We start from the raw sequence: 19,519 nt of genomic DNA on the forward strand, positions 1-19,519 counted from the left end.
GCCCGGCGGAGCAAGGGGAATCGGGCGGAAGGGGCCCCGCGGGACGTACCGGGCTGCTCGCCGGATCTACTGGCCGACCTCGCCGTACGCCGCGAGCAGCATCGCCGGGTCGGGTCCTTCCAGGACCGTCGGCTTGGCCAGGCCGTCCAGGACGATGAAGCGCAGCATGTCGCCGCGGGACTTCTTGTCGACCTTCATCGTCTGGAGCAGCTTGGGCCACTGGTCGTAGCGGTAGTGCAGCGGCAGCCCGACGGCCTCCAGGATCGCGCGGTGCCGGTCGGCCGTGGCGTCGTCCAGCCGGCCCGCGAGCCGGCCCAGTTCGGCGGCGAAGTGCATGCCCACGGATACCGCGGCGCCGTGCCGCCACTGGTAGCGCTCGTTCTTCTCGATGGCGTGGCCGAGGGTGTGGCCGTAGTTGAGGATCTCGCGCAGTCCCGACTCCCTCAGGTCGGAGGAGACGACCTCGGCCTTGACGCGGATCGAGCGCTCCACGAGCTCGGCCGTGTGCGGTCCGGCGGGCGTGCGCGCCGCCTCCGGGTCGGACTCGATGAGCTCCAGGATCGCCGGGTCGGCGATGAAGCCCGCCTTGATGACCTCGGCGAGTCCGGAGACGTAGTCGTTGACCGGGAGGGAGTCCAGCGCGGCGAGGTCGCACAGGACGCCGGCGGGCGGGTGGAAGGCGCCCACCAGGTTCTTGCCCTCGGCCGTGTTGATGCCGGTCTTGCCGCCGACGGCCGCGTCGACCATGGCGAGGACCGTGGTGGGGATCGCGATCCAGCGGACCCCGCGCAGCCAGGTCGCGGCCACGAAGCCGGCGAGGTCGGTGGTCGCGCCGCCGCCGACGCCCACGACGACGTCGGTGCGGGTGAAGCCGGACTGGCCGAGCGCCTTCCAGCAGTACGCGGCGACCTCGGCCGTCTTGGCCTCCTCCGCGTTCGGCACCTGGATGGCGACCGCCTCGAAGCCCTGCTCGGCCAGGTCGGCGCGCAGCGCCTCGCCGGTCTCGGCGAGGGCCTCGGGGTGGATGACGGCGACCCGCTTGACCCGCTCACCGATCAGACCGCCGAGTTCTTCGAGCAGTTGACGGCCCACCAGGACCTCGTACGGCTCACTGCCCGCGGTGCCGCCGACCTGGATCCGCGTCACTGACTCGCTCATGCTTCCTTCAACTCCAGGGCGTTCAGCACCTCTTGGGTGACCTCTTCGGGCGTACGGTGGTCCGTGGCCACGACCGACCGCGCCACCTCCTCGTACAGATGCCGTCGGGCCTCCATCAGCTCCCGCCACTGCTTGCGCGGGTTGATGGCCAGCAGCGGCCGGGCCGCGTTCAGGCCGGTCCGCCGGACCGCCTCCTCGACGTCCATGGACAGATAGACGACCTGGTGCCCGGCGAGCAGCTCGCGCGAGCCGACGTCGAGCACGGCGCCGCCGCCCAGCGCCAGCACCCCGGTGTGCTCGGCCAGCGCCGTGCGCACCGCCCGCTTCTCCAGCGCGCGGAAGGCGGCCTCGCCGTCCTCGACGAAGATGTCGGCGACGGTGCGGCCCTGTTCGGCGACGACGTCCTCGTCGGTGTCCCGGAAGCCGACACCGAGCCGCTCGGCGAGCAGCCGGCCCACGGTGGACTTGCCGACACCCATGGGGCCGACGAGCACGGCCAGCGGCCCGCTCACCGGATCACCAGGTGGTCGAGGTAGGAGCGCACGTTGCGGGCGGTCTCGGTCACGCTGTCGCCGCCGAACTTCTCCGCGACCGCGTCCGCAAGGACCAGCGCGACCATCGCCTCGGCGACGATGCCGGCGGCCGGGACCGCGCACACGTCCGAGCGCTGGTGGTGGGCCTGGGCGGCCTCGCCGGTGACCACGTCGACCGTCCGCAGAGCCCGCGGCACGGTCGCGATCGGCTTCATGGCCGCGCGCACCCGCAGCAGCTCACCGGTGGTCAGGCCGCCCTCGGTGCCGCCGGAGCGGCCGGTGGCGCGCCGGATGCCGTCGTCCGAGGTGACGATCTCGTCGTGCGCCTGCGAGCCCGGCACCCGGGCCAGCTCGAAGCCGTCGCCGACCTCGACGCCCTTGATCGCCTGGATACCCATCAGCGCGGCGGCCAGCCGGGCGTCCAGGCGGCGGTCCCAGTGCACATGCGAGCCGAGGCCCACCGGCACGCCGTACGCGAGCACCTCGACGACTCCGCCGAGCGTGTCGCCGTCCTTGTGGGCCTGGTCGATCTCCGCGACCATCGCCTTCGACGCGTCGGCGTCCAGGCAGCGCACCGGGTCGGCGTCCAGCTTCTCCACGTCGGCCGGGGTCGGGTAGACGCCGTAGGGGGCCTTCGCCGCCGCGAGCTCCACGACATGGCTGACGATCTCGATACCGGCGGTCTCCTTGAGGTACGAGCGCGCGACCGCGCCCAGCGCCACGCGGGCCGCGGTCTCCCGTGCCGACGCCCGCTCCAGGATCGGACGGGCCTCGTCGAAGCCGTACTTCTGCATGCCGGCGAGGTCGGCGTGGCCGGGCCGGGGGCGGGTCAGCGGGGCGTTGCGGGCCAGCGCGGCCAGCTCGTCCGCGTCCACGGGGTCGGCCGCCATGACCTTCTCCCACTTGGGCCACTCGGTGTTGCCGACCATGACGGCGACCGGCGAGCCCAGCGTCAGCCCGTGCCGCACACCACCGAGGAAGGTCACCTGGTCCTGCTCGAACTTCATGCGCGCACCGCGTCCATAGCCGAGCCGCCGCCTCGCCAGGTGGTCCGCCACCATCTCCGTGGTGATCGGCACGCCGGCGGGAAGGCCCTCCAGCGTCGCGACGAGTGCGGGACCGTGGGACTCCCCCGCGGTCAGCCAGCGCAACCTGCTCAACGGTGCTCCTCTGTGCTCGCGCCCGGTGGTGACCGGCATACACGTCTGCTCGCGTAGCGCGGTGGCGCAGACCCGGGTGCGCGGCCCTGGCCCGCCACCTTCGATCCTCCCACGACCGGACCGCTGGTCAGGCCGCCGGTCCAGCAGGCGGACGGACGGCACGAGGAGGACGTCGGGACGTGCCCGGGGTTCCGCGCGTCCGACCGCGGCCGGGACCTAGCGCCCGGCGAGCGCGTGCTCGCCGGCCTTGCGCATCGCGTCCAGCGGCGCGGGCGTGCGGCCCGTCACCTGCTCGACCTGGAGCACCGCCTGGTGCACCAGCAGGTCGAGCCCGCTGACGACGGCCCCGCCGTACGCCGACCAGCGCGCCGCCAGCACCGTCGGCCACGGCTCGTACAGGACGTCGAAGAGCGTCATGGGCCGCTCGGGCACGGCGGCGGCGAGGGCGTCGGTCGTGCCGGCGGGCGTGGTGGCGACGACCAGCGGGTGGTGCAGCGCCTCGGCCGCGTCCGCCCAGTCGGCGACGCGGACGTCGACCTCCAGCCGCTCCCCCCACCGGCGCATCTCGGCGGCGCGGGCCGCGCTGCGGACGTACACGACGACCTCGCCGGTGCAGATCCGGGCCAGCGCGGCGAGCGCCGAGGACGCGGTGGCCCCGGCGCCGAGGATCGCGGCCGTGTCGGTCTGCTCGATGCCGTGCTCGCGCAGGGCCGCGACCATGCCGGGGATGTCGGTGTTGTCGCCGACGCGACGACCGTCGTCCGTGAGGACGACCGTGTTGACCGCCTCGACGGAGGCGGCGGTGTCGCTGATCTCGTCCAGCAGGGGTATCACGGCCCGCTTCAGCGGCATCGTCAGCGACAGCCCGGCCCACTCGGGGCCGAGCGGCGCGACGAAGCCCGGCAGCCCCTCCTCGTCGACCTCGAACCGGTCGTACGTCCAGCCCGTCAGCCCCAGTTCCCGGTACGCCGCCCGGTGCAGCACCGGGGACAGGGAGTGGGCGATGGGGGAACCGAGGACGGCGGCCCTGCGGGCCTCAGTTGCCCGAGCTCTCATTGAACTTTTCCTTGAGCTCCAGGAAGTCGTCGTGCGTCCGGGCGAACTCGGTGTTGTGGCGGCCGTCGGTCGCCACGAAGTACATCCAGCCGTCGTCGGTCGGGTTCAGCGTGGCCTTCAGCGCGTCGGCGCCGGGGTTGCCGATCGGCCCGGGCGGCAGACCCCTCTGGGTGTAGGTGTTGAACGGGTCCTGGTTGCTCTGGATCTCGGCTTCGCTGATGTTGATGTTGCTCTCGCCCTTCAGGTAGTTGAAGGTCGAGTCGAACTGCAGGAGCTGGTTGGTCTCCGTGTTGTCCGGCTTGAGGCGGTTGTAGACTACCTCTGCCATCTTGCGGAAGTCGTCCTCCGTCTTGCCCTCCGCCTGGACGAGGCTGGCGACCGTGATGACATCCAGCGGGTTCTCCAGGTCCAGCGCCTTCGCCTTGGCCGCCAGGTCGTACTGCGCGTACTGCCGGTTGGCCTGGCCGACCATCTCCTTGAGGACCGCCTCGGGCTTCATGCCCTTGGCCGCGGGATAGGTGCCCGGGTAGAGGAAGCCCTCCAGCGGGTCCTTGATCTCGGGGTCGTTGTTCGCCCAACTGGGCAGGCCGAGCTTCTTGTACTGCTTCTCGGCGACGTCCTGGGTGGTGCCGGACTCCAAGCCGAGCTTCTCGTCGATGTCGTTGTAGACGCCCACGTTGCGCCGGCCCGGGGTGACCATCACGTTGTTCTGGCTCTTCGGGTCGAGCATCATCTCGACGGCGCTCGCCGCCGACATCTGCTTCTTCAGCAGATAGGCGCCCGCCTGGATCGCACCGCTGTCGGGGTTCTGCGACTGCGCCGCCACGAAGGCGTCGACGCTCTTGACGACGCCGGCCTCCTTCAGCCGGCGGCCGATCTCCGCGCCGCTCGCGCCCTTGGGGATCTCGACGGTGACCTGCTCGCTCGTGCCCTCGCCCGCGAAGTCCGGGGCCACGCCGAAACGATCCTGGTAGAACTGGTAGCCGAAGTAGGCGACGCCGGCCAGACCGCCGCCGAACACCAGGGCGACGACCAGGCAGGCACATCCGTTGCGGCTCTTCTTGGTCTTGCCCTTGCCGCCCCGCCCGCGCCGCTCGCCGCGTCCGCGCCGGTCCGCGGGCTCGTCGTCCTCGTCGTCGTCCGCCCCCGAGAAGAAGGCGTGCTCGCCCTGGTCGGGTCCGGGGTCCCAGTCGGTCCTGGGCTCGGGCTCGGCGCGCCGGCGGCCGGGGGGCTCCGGCGGCGGATAGGCGTCGGGCGTGCCGTAGAAGTCGGGCTGCTCACCGCCGTAGGGGACGCCCTGCTGGGTGTAGGGGTCGATGGGGTCGGCGGCGTACGGCGGGGGCGCCTGCGTACCGGTGGCCCAGCCGCCGGTGTCGTACTGCTGGTGGGTGCCGTACGACTGCTGCGCCTGCGCGGCGTACTGCTGCTGGTCGTACTGCTGCTGGTAGTGCTGCGCCTGGCCGGGGCCGGGGTGCGCGCCGGTGCCCCATTCGTCGTACTGCGGCTGCTGCGGCGCTTGCGGATAGTGATGCGGCTGGCCGCCGTAGGGGGACGGCTGACCCGCGTGGGCCTGCTGTCCTGCCCATCCGCCGTCCCCGTACAACGGGTCCTCGGGATGCCACGGTTCGGAGCCTTGGCCCCGGCCATACTCAGTCATCGATCCCCTAGAGCCGCTGGGCGGCGGTCACGTGGCTTGGCTTCCGGCTCGGCTCCCCGTTCCGCCTCTTGCCGTGCGGCGGCTGTTCGAACGCTACCGCATCGCGCGGAACGTTACCGTATCGCGATCAGATGACCACTTCGACGCCCTCGCCGGGTGGTTCACCTGACACCCGTTCGGATTCCAGTGCCTGCTGCAGAATGATGACAGCCGCGGCCTGGTCGATCACCGAGCGGCCCTTCTTGGATCTCACCCCGGACGCCCGAAGGCTCTGACCGGCCGTCACGGTGGTCATCCGCTCGTCCACGAGCCGGACCGGGACCGGGGCGATGCCCCTGGCCAGCTCCTGGGCGAAGCCGCGGACTTTGACCGCGGCGGGCCCCTCGCCCCCCTGGAGGGAACGAGGGAGTCCGACGACGACCTCGATCGGCTCGTACTCCTCGACGATCAGCCTGAGCCGCCGGTGCGCCGCGGGGACGTCCCGGCCGGGGACCGTCTCGACAGGCGTGGCGAGGATCCCGCCGGGGTCGCACGAGGCGACCCCGATCCGGGCGTCCCCGACGTCGATCGCGAGGCGACGTCCTACGCGCATCTCCACCAAGTCCTTACTTGGCCGTCTCCGCCACGAGCCGCTCGACGGCGTCGACGGCCTCACCGACGGCGGCCGCGTTCTGGCCACCGCCCTGAGCGACGTCCGGCTTTCCGCCACCGCCGCCGCCGAGGGTCTTGGCGGCCGTGCGGACCAGGTCACCGGCCTTGAGTCCGCGCTCACGGGCGGCCTCGTTGGTGGCGATGACGGTCAGCGGCTTGCCGCCCACCGTGGTGAACAGGGCCACCACGGCGGCCCGGCCGCCCTGGATCCGGCCCCGCACATCGAGGACCAGCTTGCGCAGGTCGTCGGCGGTGGTGCCGTCGGGGACCTGCCCCGTGACGAGCGCCACACCGCGCACGTCCTTGGCGGACTCGGCAAGGCCCGCGGCGGCCTGGAGCACCTTCTCGGCGCGGAACTTCTCGATCTCCTTCTCGGCGTCCTTCAGCTTGCCGAGCATGGCGGAGACCTTCTCCGGAAGCTCCTCCGCGCGGCCCTTGACGAGCTCCTGGAGCTGGGCGACGACCGTGTGCTCGCGGGCGAGGAAGTTGTAGGCGTCCATTCCGACCAGGGCCTCGATGCGACGGACGCCCGAGCCGATGGAGGACTCGCCGAGCAGCTTCACCAGGCCCAGCTGGGCGGTGTTGTGCACATGCGTGCCGCCGCACAGCTCCTTGGAGAAGTCGCCGATGGTCACGACGCGGACGCGCTCGCCGTACTTCTCGCCGAACTCGGCGATGGCGCCCTGCTTCTTGGCCTCGTCGATGCCCATGACCTCGGCGTGCACGTCGAGGTCGCGGGACAGCACCTCGTTGATCTTCTGCTCGACGTCGGTCATCACGGCCGTCGGAACGGCGGACGGCGAGCCGAAGTCGAAGCGGAAGCGTCCGGGCTGGTTCTCGGAGCCGGCCTGGGCGGCCGTCGGGCCGAGGGCGTCGCGCAGGGCCTGGTGGGTGAGGTGGGTGGCCGAGTGGGCGCGGGCGATGGCCTTGCGGCGGCGGTGGTCGATCGAGGCGTGGGCCTTGGCGCCGACTGTCACCTCGCCGACCTGGACGACACCCTTGTGGACGTAGACACCCGGGACCGGCTTCTGGCAGTCGCGGATCTCGATCACGGCACCGTTGTCCACCTTGATGCGGCCGGTGTCGCCGATCTGACCGCCGCCCTCGGCGTAGAACGGGGTGCGGTCGAGGACGATCTCGACCTCGTCGCCCTCGAGGGCGGCCGGCGAGGAGGCGCCGTCGACGAGGATGCCGACGACGGTGGACTCGCCCTCGGTGTCGCCGTAGCCGATGAACTCGGTCTCGCCGGTCCTGTCGGCGATCTCGCGATAGGCGCCGGCGCCGGCGTGACCGGTCTTCTTGGCCTGGGCGTCGGCCTTGGCGCGCTCCCGCTGCTCCTTCATCAGGCGCCGGAAGCCGTCCTCGTCCACGGACAGGCCCTGCTCGGCGGCCATCTCCAGGGTGAGGTCGATCGGGAAGCCCCAGGTGTCGTGGAGCAGGAACGCCTTGTCGCCGGCCAGCACGGTGGAGCCCGTGGCCTTGGTGTCGGAGACGGCCGTGTCGAGGATGTTGGTGCCGGCCTTCAGCGTCTTGAGGAAGGCGTTCTCCTCGGCGAGGGCGACCTTCTCGATGCGCTCCCGGTCGGTGACGAGCTCGGGGTACTGCCGGCCCATCATCTCGATCACGACGTCGATGAGGTCCTTGACGACCAAGCCGGTGGCGCCGAGCAGGCGCATGTTGCGGATGGCGCGGCGCATGATGCGGCGCAGGACGTAGCCGCGGCCCTCGTTGCCGGGGGTGACGCCGTCGCCGATGAGCATCACGGACGTGCGCATGTGGTCGGTCACGACGCGCAGCGAGACGTCCGAACCGTGGGCGTCGCCGTAGGCCACACCGGTCAGCTCGGTGGCCTTCTTGATGACGGCCATCGAGGTGTCGATCTCGTACATGTTCTGCACGCCCTGCAGAATCATGGCGAGTCGCTCCAGGCCGAGGCCCGTGTCGATGTTCTTGCTGGGGAGCTCGCCGAGGATCTCGAAGTTGTCCTTGCCGATGCCCTCGCCGCGCTCGTACTGCATGAAGACGAGGTTCCAGATCTCCACGTACCGCTCGTCGTTGACGGCGGGACCGCCCTCGACGCCGAACTCCGGGCCGCGGTCGTAGTTGATCTCGGAACACGGACCGCAGGGGCCGGGGACGCCCATGGACCAGTAGTTGTCCTTCATGCCGAGGCGCTGGATGCGCTCCTTCGGCACGCCGACGACCTCGTGCCAGATGCGCTCGGCCTCGTCGTCGTCCTTGTAGACGGTGATCCAGAGCTTCTCCGGCTCCAGGCCGTAACCACCCTTGTCCTGGGGGCTGGTGAGCAGCTCCCAGGCGTACTGGATGGCGCGTTCCTTGAAGTAGTCGCCGAAGGAGAAGTTGCCGCACATCTGGAAGAACGTGCCGTGCCGGGTGGTCTTCCCGACCTCTTCGATGTCCGGCGTGCGCACGCACTTCTGCACGCTGGTGGCGCGGTCGAAGGGCGGCTTGACCTCACCCAGGAAGTAGGGCTTGAAGGGCACCATGCCGGCCGGCACGAGGAGCAGAGTCGGGTCGTCCGCGATGAGCGACGCCGAAGGGACGACGGTGTGCCCGCGCTCCTCGAAGAAGCTCAGCCAGCGGCGGCGAATCTCGGCCGACTCCATCAGTGGTCCTCATTCCGGTTGTACGTGTACGTCGTGTGGTCGTCGACGTACGTCTTCGGCTTGTTGCGGTTCTCGATGGCGGCGTGGCGCCGCGCGGGGGGAAGCTCCGGGGCGGCGTCCAGGCCGAGTGCGTCCTGGAGTTCGGCCTCCCGCTGGGACATGTTGGCGCGGACGTCGAGCGCGAAGCCCACCGCGCGGTCCTTCAGGCGGTGGCCCGCCTCGACCGCCTTGTTCGCCGCCGTGGCGGCGAGGCTCTCGGGGGTGAGCTGCTTGAGCTTGCGATTGACCTTGGTGGTGGCCCACACACCGGTGGCGACACCCGTGGTGAACCAGAACGTACGGCGGAACATCGCTGGTCTCAGTCCTTCTTCCGCTTGGCCCACCGCGCCGCCGGGACGGTCCGCCCCACGATCACGGTACGCCCCGACGACTTCGCGGGCACGTCCTCCTTGCGGCCGCCCAGGGCCCGGCGCACGCCGTACCCGAAGGCGGCGACCTTGACCAGCGGGCCGCCGAAGGTGGAGGCGACGGTCGTGGACAGCGCGGACGCGTTCGACGTGACTTCCTGGACGTCCGAGGCGATGGCGTCGACCCGGTCGATCTGGGTCTGTGCCGAGCGCACCGCCGAGGAGGCGTCGGCGAGCAGCGGCACGGCCTGGTCGGTCACGTCCGCCACCAGCTTGGTGGCCGCCCTGAGCGTCTGGGCCAGCCTCGCCAGAGCCACGGCGAGGAAGGAGACCAGGATCGCCCAGAAGACGGCCACCAGGATGCCGGCCACCTCTCCACCGGACACTGCGCACCCGCTCCCTGAACGTGCCTGAACATCGAAAAAGTCGTGCACCGAGCCTATCGCGCCGGGGCTCGCGCTCCGTACCGGATTAGGGGGCGGGCGCGACCGGGTCGCGGGAAGCGATTGTACGGAATGAACACGGTTCAGTACGCTCCGTGTCCCATGCGATCACCTCAGCGCGACGGCGTGCCCACTCCCGGCAATCTCCCCTTGGAGCTGGACGCGTTCGTGGGCCGGTCGGCCGAACTCGCGGGACTGGCCCGGGCGCTGGACGCCTCCCGGCTGGTGACCGTGACGGGGACGGGCGGGGTCGGCAAGTCACGGCTCGCGGCCCGGGTGGCCGCCGGGCGCACGGCGCCGGACGGGGTGTGGCGCGTGGATCTGGAGCCGGTGCACGATCCGGGGTTCGTGGGATACGCGGTCGTCGAGGCGCTCGGGCTGACCGACCAGACCACGCGGCCACCGCACGAGACCCTCCTCGCCCATGTCGCCGACCGCCGGCTCCTGCTGGTCCTCGACGGGTTCGAGCATCTGGTGGACGCGTGCGCCGCACTGGTCACGGAGCTGCTGCGGCGGGCGCCCGGGCTGCGGGTGCTCGCGGTGGGGCGCAGACCGCTGGGGGTGGCGGGCGAGCGGCTGTTCCCGCTGGCGCCGCTCGGCGAGGTGGAGGCGGTCGAACTGTTCGCGAACCGTGCCGCACAGCACGGGGCGGCGTGCGACGACGACCGGGCGGTACACGAGGTGTGCCGGCGTCTGGACGGGATCCCGCTGGCGATCGAGCTGGCGGCGGGACGACTGCGGGCGCTGTCCCCCGGGGAGTTGCTGGACCGGCTCGACGACCGGTTCCGGCTGCTGACCGGCAACGGGCGCCGTACGCCGCACCGGCATCAGACGCTGCGCACGGCGGTCGGCTGGAGCCACGAGCTGTGCACGCCCGGGGAACGACTGCTGTGGGCACGGCTGTCGGTGTTCGCCGGCGCCTTCGACCTGGAGGCCGCCGAGTACGTGTGCAGCGGTGACGGGCTGGCCGCCGCCGACGTCCTGGACGTGCTGACCGAGCTGATCGCGCAGTCCGTGGTGACCCGCGAGGAGACCCCGGCGGGGCTGCGCTACCGGATGCTGGACACGCTCCGGGCGTACGGCGCCCGGTGGCTGACGGCCGCCGGGGACGCGGCCCGGCTGCGGCGGCGGCACCGCGACTGGTACGTGGGCCTGGCGACCTGGTGCGAGCTGGACTGGTTCTCGCCCCGCCAGGGCGAGGTCGCGGCGCGGGTCGACGTGGAGCTGCCGAATCTGCGCTGCGCCCTGGACCACTGCCTGAGCGAACCGGAGGAGGCCCACCTGGGCCAGTACCTCGCGGGCTCGCTGTGGTTCTACTGGGCGGGCTGCGGCCGGCTGTCGGAGGGCCGGCACTGGCTGGAGCGGGGTCTGCAACTGGACTCCGGCAACGAGCACTCCCGGCTGAAGGCCCTGTGGGTGCTCGGCTACGTGGCCGTCCTCCAGGGCGATCCGGTGCCGGCCCTGGCGGCGTTGCAGGAGTGCCGGGAGGAGGCGGAGCGGTCCGGGAACGCCACGGCACTGGCGTACGCGGAGCACCGCGCGGGCTGTCTGGCACTGGTGACGGACGACATGCCGCGCGCGGAGACGCTGCTGCGCTCGGCGCTGGACCGCTACCAGGAGATCGGCGAGCTGAACAGCAACGTCCTGATGGGCCAGGTGGAGCTGGGGATGGCGCGGGCGTTCCAGGGCGATCTGGCGGACGCGGTGAAGCTCTGCGACGACGTGCGCCGGGTGTGCGAGGACCACGGCGAGCGCTGGGCACGCGGCTACGCGCTGTTCGTGCTGGCGTACGCCGCCTGGGCCGAGGGCGACCCGGCGGGTGCCCGCGCCCTGCTCACCGACTGCCTGACCGGCGCCCACGCCTTTCACGATCTGCTCGGCTCGGTGCTGGCGATCGAGCTGCTGGCGCTGGTCACCACGGCGGACGGCGACCCGGCCGACGCCGCGGTGCTCCAGGGGGCGGCGCACGGGATGTGGCGCTCGGTGGGCCTGCCGCTGTTCGGCTCGGCCTACTACAGCACCCCGCACGAGCTGTGCGAGGCGACGGCCCGGCAGCTGCTCGGCGACGAGCGGTACGAGGCCTGTGTGCGGCAGGGCGCGCGGCTCGGCCGGGAGGAGGCGGTGGGTCTCGCGCTCGGCCGGCCGGGGCCGGTGGCGGCGCTGCCGGAGCCGCGCGGGCCGGTGCGGCAGGCGCGGGGTGTCGCGCACATGCGAGAGCCCGCCGCCTCGCCCACCCGGAAGGGCGGGGAGACGGCGGGCTGATGCGCGGGTGGTGCTACGTCCGGGTCAGCGGGCGTAGTACTCGACGACGAGCTGCTCGTCGCAGATCACCGGGATCTCCTTGCGGTTCGGCTCGCGGTCCAGGCGGAAGGCCAGGGCGCGGAGGTTCACCTGGAGGTAGCGCGGGGTCTCGCCGTCGGGGGCGAAGCCGCCCTCGCGGGCGATGGAGAAGAGGGTCTTCTCGCGGCTGCGCTCGCGGACCATCACGACGTCGTCGGGACGGACGCGGAACGAGGGCTTGTCGACCTTCTGGCCGTTGACCTCGATGTGGCCGTGGACGACCATCTGACGGGCCTGGTAGATCGTGCGGGCGATGCCCGAACGCAGGACCAGGGCGTCGAGACGACGCTCCAGCTCGATGATCAGGGCCTCACCGGTCTTGCCCTGAACCTTGGAGGCACGCTCGTAGGCGCGGACGAGCTGACGCTCGGACACGTCGTACTGCGCGCGCAGACGCTGCTTCTCCAGCAGACGGACCTTGTAGTCCGAGTTCTGCTTGCGGCCACGGCCGTGCTCACCCGGCGGGTAGGGGCGGGCCTCGAAGTACTTGACGGCCTTCGGGGTCAGCGCGATACCGAGGGCACGCGACTTCTTGACCTTGGGACGGGACTGGTTCGCCACGTTCTGTGTCTCTTTCCTAGTTTCCGGCTTGTCAGATCTGAGGGAGGTCGCATCCGCAGCCGGGGAAACCCACCAGGTCCACGAGGGACCTGCCGGGCAGCCGCTCCCCTGGTCTGGGCACATACGTGCAGCACACGAACGGCCCACCGACCGGTCCCGTCATGCTGGGATGGTGGTGGGCTGCCCGCGACACCATTCGACGGTGCGCGACGCTCCTGGAGTCAGTCCGCGGGGGACTGGATCTCCGACTGGCTGTCCCGCTCTGACTGCACGGGACTCAGCACTGCGAGGGATTCTACAGGGTGCTCAGGACCGCCTGCGACCGAGGTGTCTCCTCGTCCACTCGACGGCGTCCGCGTACCGCGCCTCGGCGCCGTGCCGGGTCGGTGTGTAGTACTCCCGGTCCTTGAGGACGTCCGGCGCGTACTGCTGCTCGGCGATGCCCTCCGGCAGATCGTGGGGGTACACGTACCCCTGCCCGTGACCGAGTTTGCCGGCGCCCTGGTAGTGGGAGTCCCGCAGATGCGCGGGCACCGTCCCCGCGTGGCCCTTGCGCACGTCGTCCAGGGCGGCGCCGATCGCGGTCGTCGCCGCGTTGGACTTCGGGGCCAGGGCGAGGGCGATGGTGGCGTGGCTGAGGGTGAGGGCGGCCTCGGGGAAGCCGATCATGGCGACGGCTTGTGCGGCGGCCACCGCGATCGGCAGGGCCCCCGGGTCGGCGAGGCCGATGTCCTCGCTGGCGGAGATCATCAGGCGGCGGGCGATGAAGCGCGGGTCCTCACCGGCCTCGATCATCCGGGCCAGGTAGTGCAGCGCGGCGTCGACGTCGGAGCCGCGGATCGACTTGATGAGGGCGCTGGCCACGTCGTAGTGCTGGTCGCCGTCACGGTCGTACTTCACGGCGGCGCGATCGACCGTCTCCTCCAGCGTCGTGAGGCCGATCTCGGCCTCGCCCTTGTCGAGCGCGGCCCCGGCGGCGGCCTCGAGGGCGGTCAGCGCGCGGCGCGCGTCGCCGCTGGCGATCCGCAGGAGGTGCCCCTCGGTGTCCTCGGGGAGGGTGACGGCGCCGGCGAGACCGCGCTCGTCGGCGAGTGCGCGCCGGATCAGATCGCGCACGTCGTCGTCGGTGAGGGGTTCGAGGGTCAGCAGCAGGGAGCGGGAGAGCAGGGGCGAGATGATCGAGAAGTACGGGTTCTCGGTCGTGGCCGCGATCAGGGTGACCCAGCGGTTCTCGACGGCCGGCAGGAGGGAGTCCTGCTGGGCCTTGCTGAAGCGGTGGATCTCGTCCAGGAAGAGGACGGTCTCCTTGCCGAAACCGCCGGTGGCGCGGCGGGCGCCGTCGATGACCGCGCGGACCTCCTTGACGCCGGCGGTGATCGCGGACAGCTCCACGAACCGCTTGTCGGTCGCCTTGGAGACCACGTACGCCAGGGTCGTCTTGCCGGTGCCGGGCGGGCCCCAGAGGATGACCGAGGACGGGCCCGCGGGTCCCCCGTCGCCCGCGCCGACCAGACGGCGCAGGGGCGAGCCGGGCTTCAGCAGATGCTGCTGGCCCACGACCTCGTCGAGGGCGCGGGGGCGCATCCGCACCGCCAGCGGGCTCGCGGTCGGGTCCTTCTCCTGGCGTTCTTCTGCGGCGGCGGTGAACAGGTCGGGCTCCACGCTGAAACCCTAAGTCACGGCACCGACAACGCCGCCGCCCCGGTGGTCAGGCCCAGAGCTGGCTGCCCCAGCGGGTCAGGATCAGCATCACGATGATGCCGATGTGCGTGAGGGGCAGCACCCAGGTGAACTCGGCGAAGAACCGCTTGAGGCCGTCGGGGGCCGGCAGGAAGCCGTTGCGGATGTTGAACGAGGTCACGTACCAGAACATGACGATGGTGGCGACCCAGGCCAGCGAGCACCACAGGCACAGCGCGTTGATGCGGTACAGCGACTGGAACATCAGCCAGGCGCAGAAGACGACGCCGAAGAGCGTGCCCGCGTTGAAGGTGAGCCAGTACCAGCGCGGGAAGCGGGACCCGGCGAGCAGGCTCACGCCGACGCAGATCACGATGCCGTAGGTGACCAGGCCCAGCATGGGGTTGGGGAACCCGAAGACGGTGGCCTGGGCACTCTCCATGACGCTGCCGCAGGAGACGATCGGGTTGAGGCTGCAGCTCGGCGTGAACGTCTCGCCCCGGGCCTTGGCCTCCAGGATCTTGAACTTGTCGAGCGTGATGACCCAGGCCGCGAGCAGGCCCGCCGCGCCCGTGATCACCAGCAGCAGGGCGAAGGCCCGGCTGCCGCCGGCCGTACGCGCCTCGGCGGCCGGGCCGCGCGGCCCGGGCTCGGGCTCGGTGGAGACGTCCTTGACTGTCGTCTTGCTCATCACGCCGATTCCGTCACTTGGGTGGGGGGCCTGCTTCCGGCAGGGGACATTGTGCCGCACGCGCGCGTAAGTCCACCGTTCGCTGCACATAAGGAGTCCCGGCGCACCGGCGGGTTCCGGACACGCGTGCGGGCGCCGGACGCCCTGTGGGGCCTCCGGCGCCCTCGCCGACGTGATCAGCCCAGCCGGGCTTCCAGTTCGGCCACGATCTCGCCCACGCCCACGGCCGTCTGCTCGCCGGACTCCATGTCCTTGAGCTGGACCACGCCCTCCGCGAGGTCGCGCTCACCGGCCACGACCGTGTAGCGGGCGCCGCTGCGGTTGGCGTTCTTCATCGCGCCCTTGAGGCCCTTGGCTCCGTAGGAGAAGTCGGCGGCGACCCCGAGCCTGCGCAACTCGGTGACCTTCGCGAACAGCACGCGCCGCGCCTCCTCGCCGAGGGGCACCGCGAACACGCTGGTGGCGGCGGGGAGTTCGAGCTCGACGCCCTCCGCCTCCAGGGCGAGCACCGTGCGGTCGACGCCGAGGGCCCAGCCGACGGAGGGCAGCGCGGGGCCGCCGATCATCTCGGACAGGCCGTCGTACCGTCCGCCGCCGCCCACGGCGGACTGCGAGCCGAGTCCGTCGTGGACGAACTCGAACGTGGTCCGCGTGTAGTAGTCCAGGCCGCGCACCAGCTTCGGGTCGTCCTCGAAGGCGACGCCCGCCGCGGTGATCAGTTCGCGGACCTCCTCGTGGTACGCCTTGCAGGCGTCGCAGAGGTAGTCGCGCAGCAGGGGGGCGCCGGTGAGCTGCTGCTGCACCGACTCGCGCTTGTCGTCCAGCACCCGCAGCGGGTTGATGTCCGCCCGGCGCAGGGTGTCCTCGTCGAGGTCGAGGCCGCGCAGGAAGTCCTGGAGGGCGGCCCGGTAGACGGGGCGGCACTCCTTGTCGCCCAGGCTGTTGAGCAGGATGCGGAAGTCACTCAGGCCCAGCGAGCGATACGCCTGGTCGGCCAGGATGATCAGTTCGGCGTCGAGGGCGGGGTCCTCCGCGCCGATCGCCTCCGCGCCGACCTGGGAGAAGTGGCGGTAACGGCCCTTCTGGGGGCGCTCGTAGCGGTAGTACGAGCCCGAGTACCAGAGCTTGACCGGCAGGTTGCCCGCCTTGTGCAGGTTCGCCTCCAGCGCGGCGCGCAGCACCGACGCCGTGCCCTCGGGACGCAGGGCGAGGCGGTCGCCGCCCTTGGTCTCGAAGGCGTACATCTCCTTGGTGACGATGTCGGTGGACTCGCCGACGCCGCGTGCGAACAGCTCGACGTTCTCGAAGCCGGGGGTCTCGATGTAGCCGTAGCCGGAGTTGCGCAGCGGGGCGGCGATGGCCTCGCGGACGGCCAGGTACTTGGCGCTGTCCGGCGGGATCAGGTCGTAGGTGCCCTTGGGGGCCTTGAAGGTGCTCACGGAAGGTCTCTCGTCACATTCCTCGTCGGGGAGTCCCGGGGACTCCCTGGCCGGCGGCCACCTGCCGCAGATACGGGTTGGTGGCGCGCTCCTGGCCGATGGTCGTCTGGGGGCCGTGACCGGACAGCACCACGGTCGAGTCGTCGAGCGGCAGGCACACGCGGGCCAGCGAGTCGAGCATCTCGGCCATGTCACCGCCGGGCAGGTCGGTGCGTCCGACGGAGCCGGCGAACAGCAGATCCCCCGAGAAGAACACGGACGGGACGTCCGCGGCCTCGGGCATCCGGAAGGTCACCGACCCCTTGGTATGGCCCGGCGCGTGGGCGACGGAGAACTCCAGTCCCGCCAGTTCCAGCTTCGTGCCGTCCGCCAGCTCCCTGACGTCGTCCGGCTCTCCCACGGTGAGTTCACCCATGAGCGGCATCCCGATCGACCGGCCGAGGCCCTTCTCCGGGTCGCTCATCATGTAGCGGTCCTCGGGGTGGATCCACGCCGGTACGTCGTGCGCCCCGCAGACCGGGACGACCGAGGCCACGTGGTCGATGTGACCGTGGCTGAGGACGACGGCGACGGGCTTGAGCCGATGCTTCTTCAGTGCTTCCTCGACTCCGGGGGCCGCCTGGTGGCCCGGGTCGATGATCACGCACTCCTCACCGGCGGCGGGGGCGACGAGATAACAGTTCGTCCCCCAGGCCCCGGCGGGGAACCCGGCAATGAGCACGATCGTCCTTCGTTGTGTCGGTTCGGGCGGTTTCGCGACGGCTGTGGCCGACCTCAAGAGCCTACCGGCGCTGCCGATTCCTCAGCGAACCCATATACGGTACGGGGCACACGCAGGTGGTCGGCCCGCAGGACGCACACGTACCGGTCGACGTTCTAGACGCATGAGGAGTAGATCCGGTGGTCACCCAGGAACAGCGGCGGCGTCAGCTCGCCCGGGAGAAGTTCTTGCGGCAGCAGCAGCGGCGCACCGACGCCCGGCGCAAGTCGCGCACCCGCAGCGCCGTCGTCGCGTCGGTGCTCGGCGTGGTCCTGATCGGCAGCCTCGCGCTGTACACGACCGGCGTGCTCAAGGACGACGGCAAGACCAACGCGGGCGCGGAGGTCACGGAGAGCGCGCCGCCGTCGCCGTCCAAGGCCCCTGACCCGTGCGACAAGCCGGCCGCCGGCAAGCCCGGGACGCAGACCTGGAAGAAGGAGCCGGAGCTGGCCATCGACAAGTCCGCCGACTACACGATGAAGCTCGCGACGACCTGCGGCGACATCGACGTCGCCCTGAAGACGTCGGCGGCTCCGCACACCGTCAACTCGTTCGAGTTCCTGGCCGGCGAGGGCTACTTCGACCACACCACGTGCCACCGGCTGACGACCAACGGCATCTACGTGCTCCAGTGCGGCGACCCGACGGGCAGTGGCAGCGGCGGTCCCGGGTACACGATTCCGGACGAGAACCTGAAGGACGAAAGCCTCAAGGCCAACGTCTACCCCGCCGGCACCGTCGCGATGGCGAACACCGGCCAGCCGGGCTCCGGCGGCAGCCAGTTCTTCCTCGTCTACCAGGACAGCCAGCTGCCGCCGAGCTACACACCGTTCGGTACCCTCTCCGAGTCCGGTATGGCGGTCCTGAAGAAGATCGCCGCCGCTGGTGAGAACACCGGCGCCGGTGACGGGGCACCCAACGCGACGGTCGTGGTCAACAAGGCAACCGTCACGAAATCCTGACCCTCATCTGCGAAATTTCGGTCGCGCGGGATGCGGACAGGCAACCCGCCGGTCGCCTATGTTGGCCGTGACGAAACTGTGGACGATGCCCGGGGGAGCTGAGGCCCCCCGCAGGCATCATGTGGAGGAGGCGCTGTGAGCAGCGACCCGTGGGGCCGCGTCGACGAGACGGGGACCGTGTACGTGCGTACGGCCGACGGAGAGCAGGTCGTCGGTTCCTGGCAGGCCGGCTCCCCCGAGGAAGCGTTGGCCTACTTCGAGCGCAAGTACGAGGGCCTGGTTGTCGAGATCGGCCTCCTCGAGAAGCGAGTGAAGACCACCGACCTGTCCGCGAAGGACGCGACAGCGGCCGTGGACCATCTGCGCGAGCAGGTCGACGCGCACCACGCCGTCGGTGATCTGGACGCGCTGCGGACCCGGTTGGACAAGCTCGTGCAGAGCGTCGACGCGCGCCGCGAGGAGCGCAAGGTGCAGCGCGCGCGGCAGACCGACGAGGCCCGGCACTCCAAGGAGGCGCTGGTCGCCGAGGCGGAGGAGCTGGCCCGGTCCGACCAGTGGCGGGCGGCCGGTGAGCGGCTGCGGGCCCTGGTGGACACCTGGAAGGGTCTGCCGCGGCTGGACCGCAAGTCGGACGACGAGCTGTGGCACCGCTTCTCGCACGCCAGGTCGGCGTTCTCCAAGCGTCGCAAGGCGCATTTCGCGCAGCTCGACGCGCAGCGCGAGGACGCCCGCAAGACCAAGGAGCGGCTGGTCGCCGAGGCCGAGGGGCTGTCCGGCTCGACGGACTGGGGTCCGACGGCCGCGCGCTACCGCGACCTGATGACGGAGTGGAAGGCGGCGGGCCGCGCCCAGCGCGAGCACGAGGACGACCTCTGGAACCGCTTCCGCGGCGCCCAGGACGTCTTCTTCGCCGCCCGCAGCTCGCTGTTCGCCGAGCGGGACGCGGAGCAGACGGAGAACCTCAAGCTCAAGGAGGAACTCGCCGAGGAGGCCGAGAAGATCCTCCCGGTGACGGACCTGAAGACCGCGCGGGCCGCCTTCCGCTCGGTCAACGAGCGCTGGGAGGCCATCGGCCATGTGCCGCGCGACGCCCGGCCGAAGGTCGAGGGCCGGATGCACGCCGTCGAGCGGGCCATCCAGGAGGCCGAGGAGGCCGAGTGGCGCCGGACGAACCCGGAGGCACGCGCGCGTGCCGCGGGTCTGACCGGCCAGCTCCAGGCCGCCGTCGACAAGCTCCACAAGCAGGTCGAGCAGGCGCGTGCCCAGGGCAACGGCGCCAGGGCCGACAAGCTGGAGCGCGAACTGGAGGGCCGCCAGGCGCTCCTGGACCAGGCCCTGAAGGGTCTGCAGGAGTTCGGGGGCTGACCCACGACACACCCGCACGAGAAGGGGCC

The 19,519-nt window shown here is 71.2% G+C and carries 17 protein-coding genes; 3 read left to right on the top strand and 14 right to left on the bottom strand.

Features of this window, described 5'->3' with window-relative positions; genetic code table 11:
* Positions 1–66 precede the first annotated feature (66 nt).
* From aroB to ACWCPM_RS05080, 9 genes are all read right to left on the bottom strand, one after another.
* Positions 67–1,158, bottom strand: a complete 1,092-nt coding sequence (gene aroB, locus ACWCPM_RS05040) for a 3-dehydroquinate synthase (protein WP_450974738.1) — start codon at positions 1,156–1,158, stop codon at positions 67–69.
* The gene (locus ACWCPM_RS05045; protein WP_450974739.1) at positions 1,155–1,670 is read right to left on the bottom strand and encodes a shikimate kinase; all 516 of its coding nucleotides are present in this window, start codon (positions 1,668–1,670) and stop codon (positions 1,155–1,157) included. Before ACWCPM_RS05045 ends, aroB begins: the two co-directional genes overlap by 4 nt.
* A complete protein-coding gene (gene aroC / locus ACWCPM_RS05050; RefSeq protein ID WP_450974740.1) occupies positions 1,667–2,851 on the bottom strand; it encodes a chorismate synthase in 1,185 nt (394 codons plus the stop codon). Before aroC ends, ACWCPM_RS05045 begins: the two co-directional genes overlap by 4 nt.
* Positions 2,852–3,067: 216 nt before the next feature.
* The gene (locus ACWCPM_RS05055) at positions 3,068–3,907 is read right to left on the bottom strand and encodes a shikimate dehydrogenase (RefSeq protein WP_450974741.1); all 840 of its coding nucleotides are present in this window, start codon (positions 3,905–3,907) and stop codon (positions 3,068–3,070) included.
* Complete coding sequence (mltG, locus tag ACWCPM_RS05060; RefSeq protein ID WP_450974742.1) at positions 3,888–5,564, bottom strand: endolytic transglycosylase MltG; 1,677 nt, start codon at positions 5,562–5,564, stop codon at positions 3,888–3,890. Before mltG ends, ACWCPM_RS05055 begins: the two co-directional genes overlap by 20 nt.
* 127 nt (positions 5,565–5,691) lie before the next feature.
* On the bottom strand, positions 5,692–6,156 hold the full coding sequence (gene ruvX, locus ACWCPM_RS05065) for a Holliday junction resolvase RuvX (protein WP_450974743.1): 465 nt from the start codon (positions 6,154–6,156) through the stop codon (positions 5,692–5,694).
* A 13-nt stretch (positions 6,157–6,169) separates the two neighbouring features.
* Positions 6,170–8,842 (bottom strand): alanine--tRNA ligase, encoded by a 2,673-nt coding sequence (alaS, locus tag ACWCPM_RS05070; protein WP_450974744.1) that lies wholly within the window; start codon positions 8,840–8,842, stop codon positions 6,170–6,172.
* The gene (locus ACWCPM_RS05075; RefSeq protein ID WP_450974745.1) at positions 8,842–9,192 is read right to left on the bottom strand and encodes a hypothetical protein; all 351 of its coding nucleotides are present in this window, start codon (positions 9,190–9,192) and stop codon (positions 8,842–8,844) included. The genes alaS and ACWCPM_RS05075 overlap by 1 nt, the downstream gene beginning before the upstream one ends.
* Before the next feature lie 8 nt (positions 9,193–9,200).
* Positions 9,201–9,635 (bottom strand): DUF948 domain-containing protein, encoded by a 435-nt coding sequence (locus ACWCPM_RS05080; RefSeq protein WP_450974746.1) that lies wholly within the window; start codon positions 9,633–9,635, stop codon positions 9,201–9,203.
* A 159-nt stretch (positions 9,636–9,794) separates the two neighbouring features.
* Here ACWCPM_RS05080 and ACWCPM_RS05085 point away from each other — a divergent pair, with 159 nt between their 5' ends.
* Positions 9,795–11,954: an ATP-binding protein gene (locus ACWCPM_RS05085; RefSeq protein WP_450974747.1), complete on the top strand. Its 2,160-nt coding sequence runs from the start codon at positions 9,795–9,797 to the stop codon at positions 11,952–11,954.
* 24 nt (positions 11,955–11,978) lie between these two features.
* Here the strand turns inward: ACWCPM_RS05085 and rpsD are convergent, their stop codons facing one another.
* The 5 genes from rpsD to ACWCPM_RS05110 all read right to left on the bottom strand — a co-directional run bounded on the left by rpsD (position 11,979) and on the right by ACWCPM_RS05110 (position 17,124).
* A complete protein-coding gene (gene rpsD / locus ACWCPM_RS05090) occupies positions 11,979–12,593 on the bottom strand; it encodes a 30S ribosomal protein S4 (protein ID WP_123987943.1) in 615 nt (204 codons plus the stop codon).
* Between the two features lie 306 nt (positions 12,594–12,899).
* Positions 12,900–14,255, bottom strand: a complete 1,356-nt coding sequence (locus tag ACWCPM_RS05095) for a replication-associated recombination protein A (RefSeq protein WP_450974748.1) — start codon at positions 14,253–14,255, stop codon at positions 12,900–12,902.
* A gap of 46 nt (positions 14,256–14,301) precedes the next feature.
* Positions 14,302–14,964 (bottom strand): vitamin K epoxide reductase family protein, encoded by a 663-nt coding sequence (locus tag ACWCPM_RS05100; RefSeq protein ID WP_450974749.1) that lies wholly within the window; start codon positions 14,962–14,964, stop codon positions 14,302–14,304.
* 176 nt (positions 14,965–15,140) lie between these two features.
* Entirely contained in the window at positions 15,141–16,403 is a 1,263-nt protein-coding gene (hisS, locus tag ACWCPM_RS05105) for a histidine--tRNA ligase (protein ID WP_450974750.1), read from the bottom strand.
* A gap of 13 nt (positions 16,404–16,416) precedes the next feature.
* Positions 16,417–17,124 (bottom strand): MBL fold metallo-hydrolase, encoded by a 708-nt coding sequence (locus tag ACWCPM_RS05110; RefSeq protein ID WP_450974751.1) that lies wholly within the window; start codon positions 17,122–17,124, stop codon positions 16,417–16,419.
* 179 nt (positions 17,125–17,303) lie between these two features.
* Between ACWCPM_RS05110 and ACWCPM_RS05115 the strand changes: the two genes are divergently transcribed.
* Together ACWCPM_RS05115 and ACWCPM_RS05120 are read left to right on the top strand one after the other, a co-directional pair.
* A complete protein-coding gene (locus tag ACWCPM_RS05115) occupies positions 17,304–18,125 on the top strand; it encodes a peptidylprolyl isomerase (protein WP_450974752.1) in 822 nt (273 codons plus the stop codon).
* Positions 18,126–18,260: 135 nt separating this feature from the next.
* A complete protein-coding gene (locus ACWCPM_RS05120; protein ID WP_450974753.1) occupies positions 18,261–19,490 on the top strand; it encodes a DUF349 domain-containing protein in 1,230 nt (409 codons plus the stop codon).
* Positions 19,491–19,519: the final 29 nt, after the last annotated feature.

It is taken from the genome of Streptomyces sp. NPDC002309 (genome assembly GCF_053593375.1).

Bases quoted from the DNA above. Each gene is read 5' to 3' on its own strand.
- alaS (WP_450974744.1), bottom strand. From the start codon at position 8,842: ATGGAGTCGGCCGAGATTCGCCGCCGCTGGCTGAGCTTCTTCGAGGAG.
- ACWCPM_RS05085 (WP_450974747.1), top strand. From the start codon at position 9,795: ATGCGATCACCTCAGCGCGACGGCGTGCCCACTCCCGGCAATCTCCCC.
- ACWCPM_RS05100 (WP_450974749.1), bottom strand. From the start codon at position 14,964: ATGAGCAAGACGACAGTCAAGGACGTCTCCACCGAGCCCGAGCCCGGG.
- ACWCPM_RS05075 (WP_450974745.1), bottom strand. From the start codon at position 9,192: ATGTTCCGCCGTACGTTCTGGTTCACCACGGGTGTCGCCACCGGTGTG.
- mltG (WP_450974742.1), bottom strand. From the start codon at position 5,564: ATGACTGAGTATGGCCGGGGCCAAGGCTCCGAACCGTGGCATCCCGAG.
- aroB (WP_450974738.1), bottom strand. From the start codon at position 1,158: ATGAGCGAGTCAGTGACGCGGATCCAGGTCGGCGGCACCGCGGGCAGT.
- ruvX (WP_450974743.1), bottom strand. From the start codon at position 6,156: ATGCGCGTAGGACGTCGCCTCGCGATCGACGTCGGGGACGCCCGGATC.
- ACWCPM_RS05055 (WP_450974741.1), bottom strand. From the start codon at position 3,907: ATGAGAGCTCGGGCAACTGAGGCCCGCAGGGCCGCCGTCCTCGGTTCC.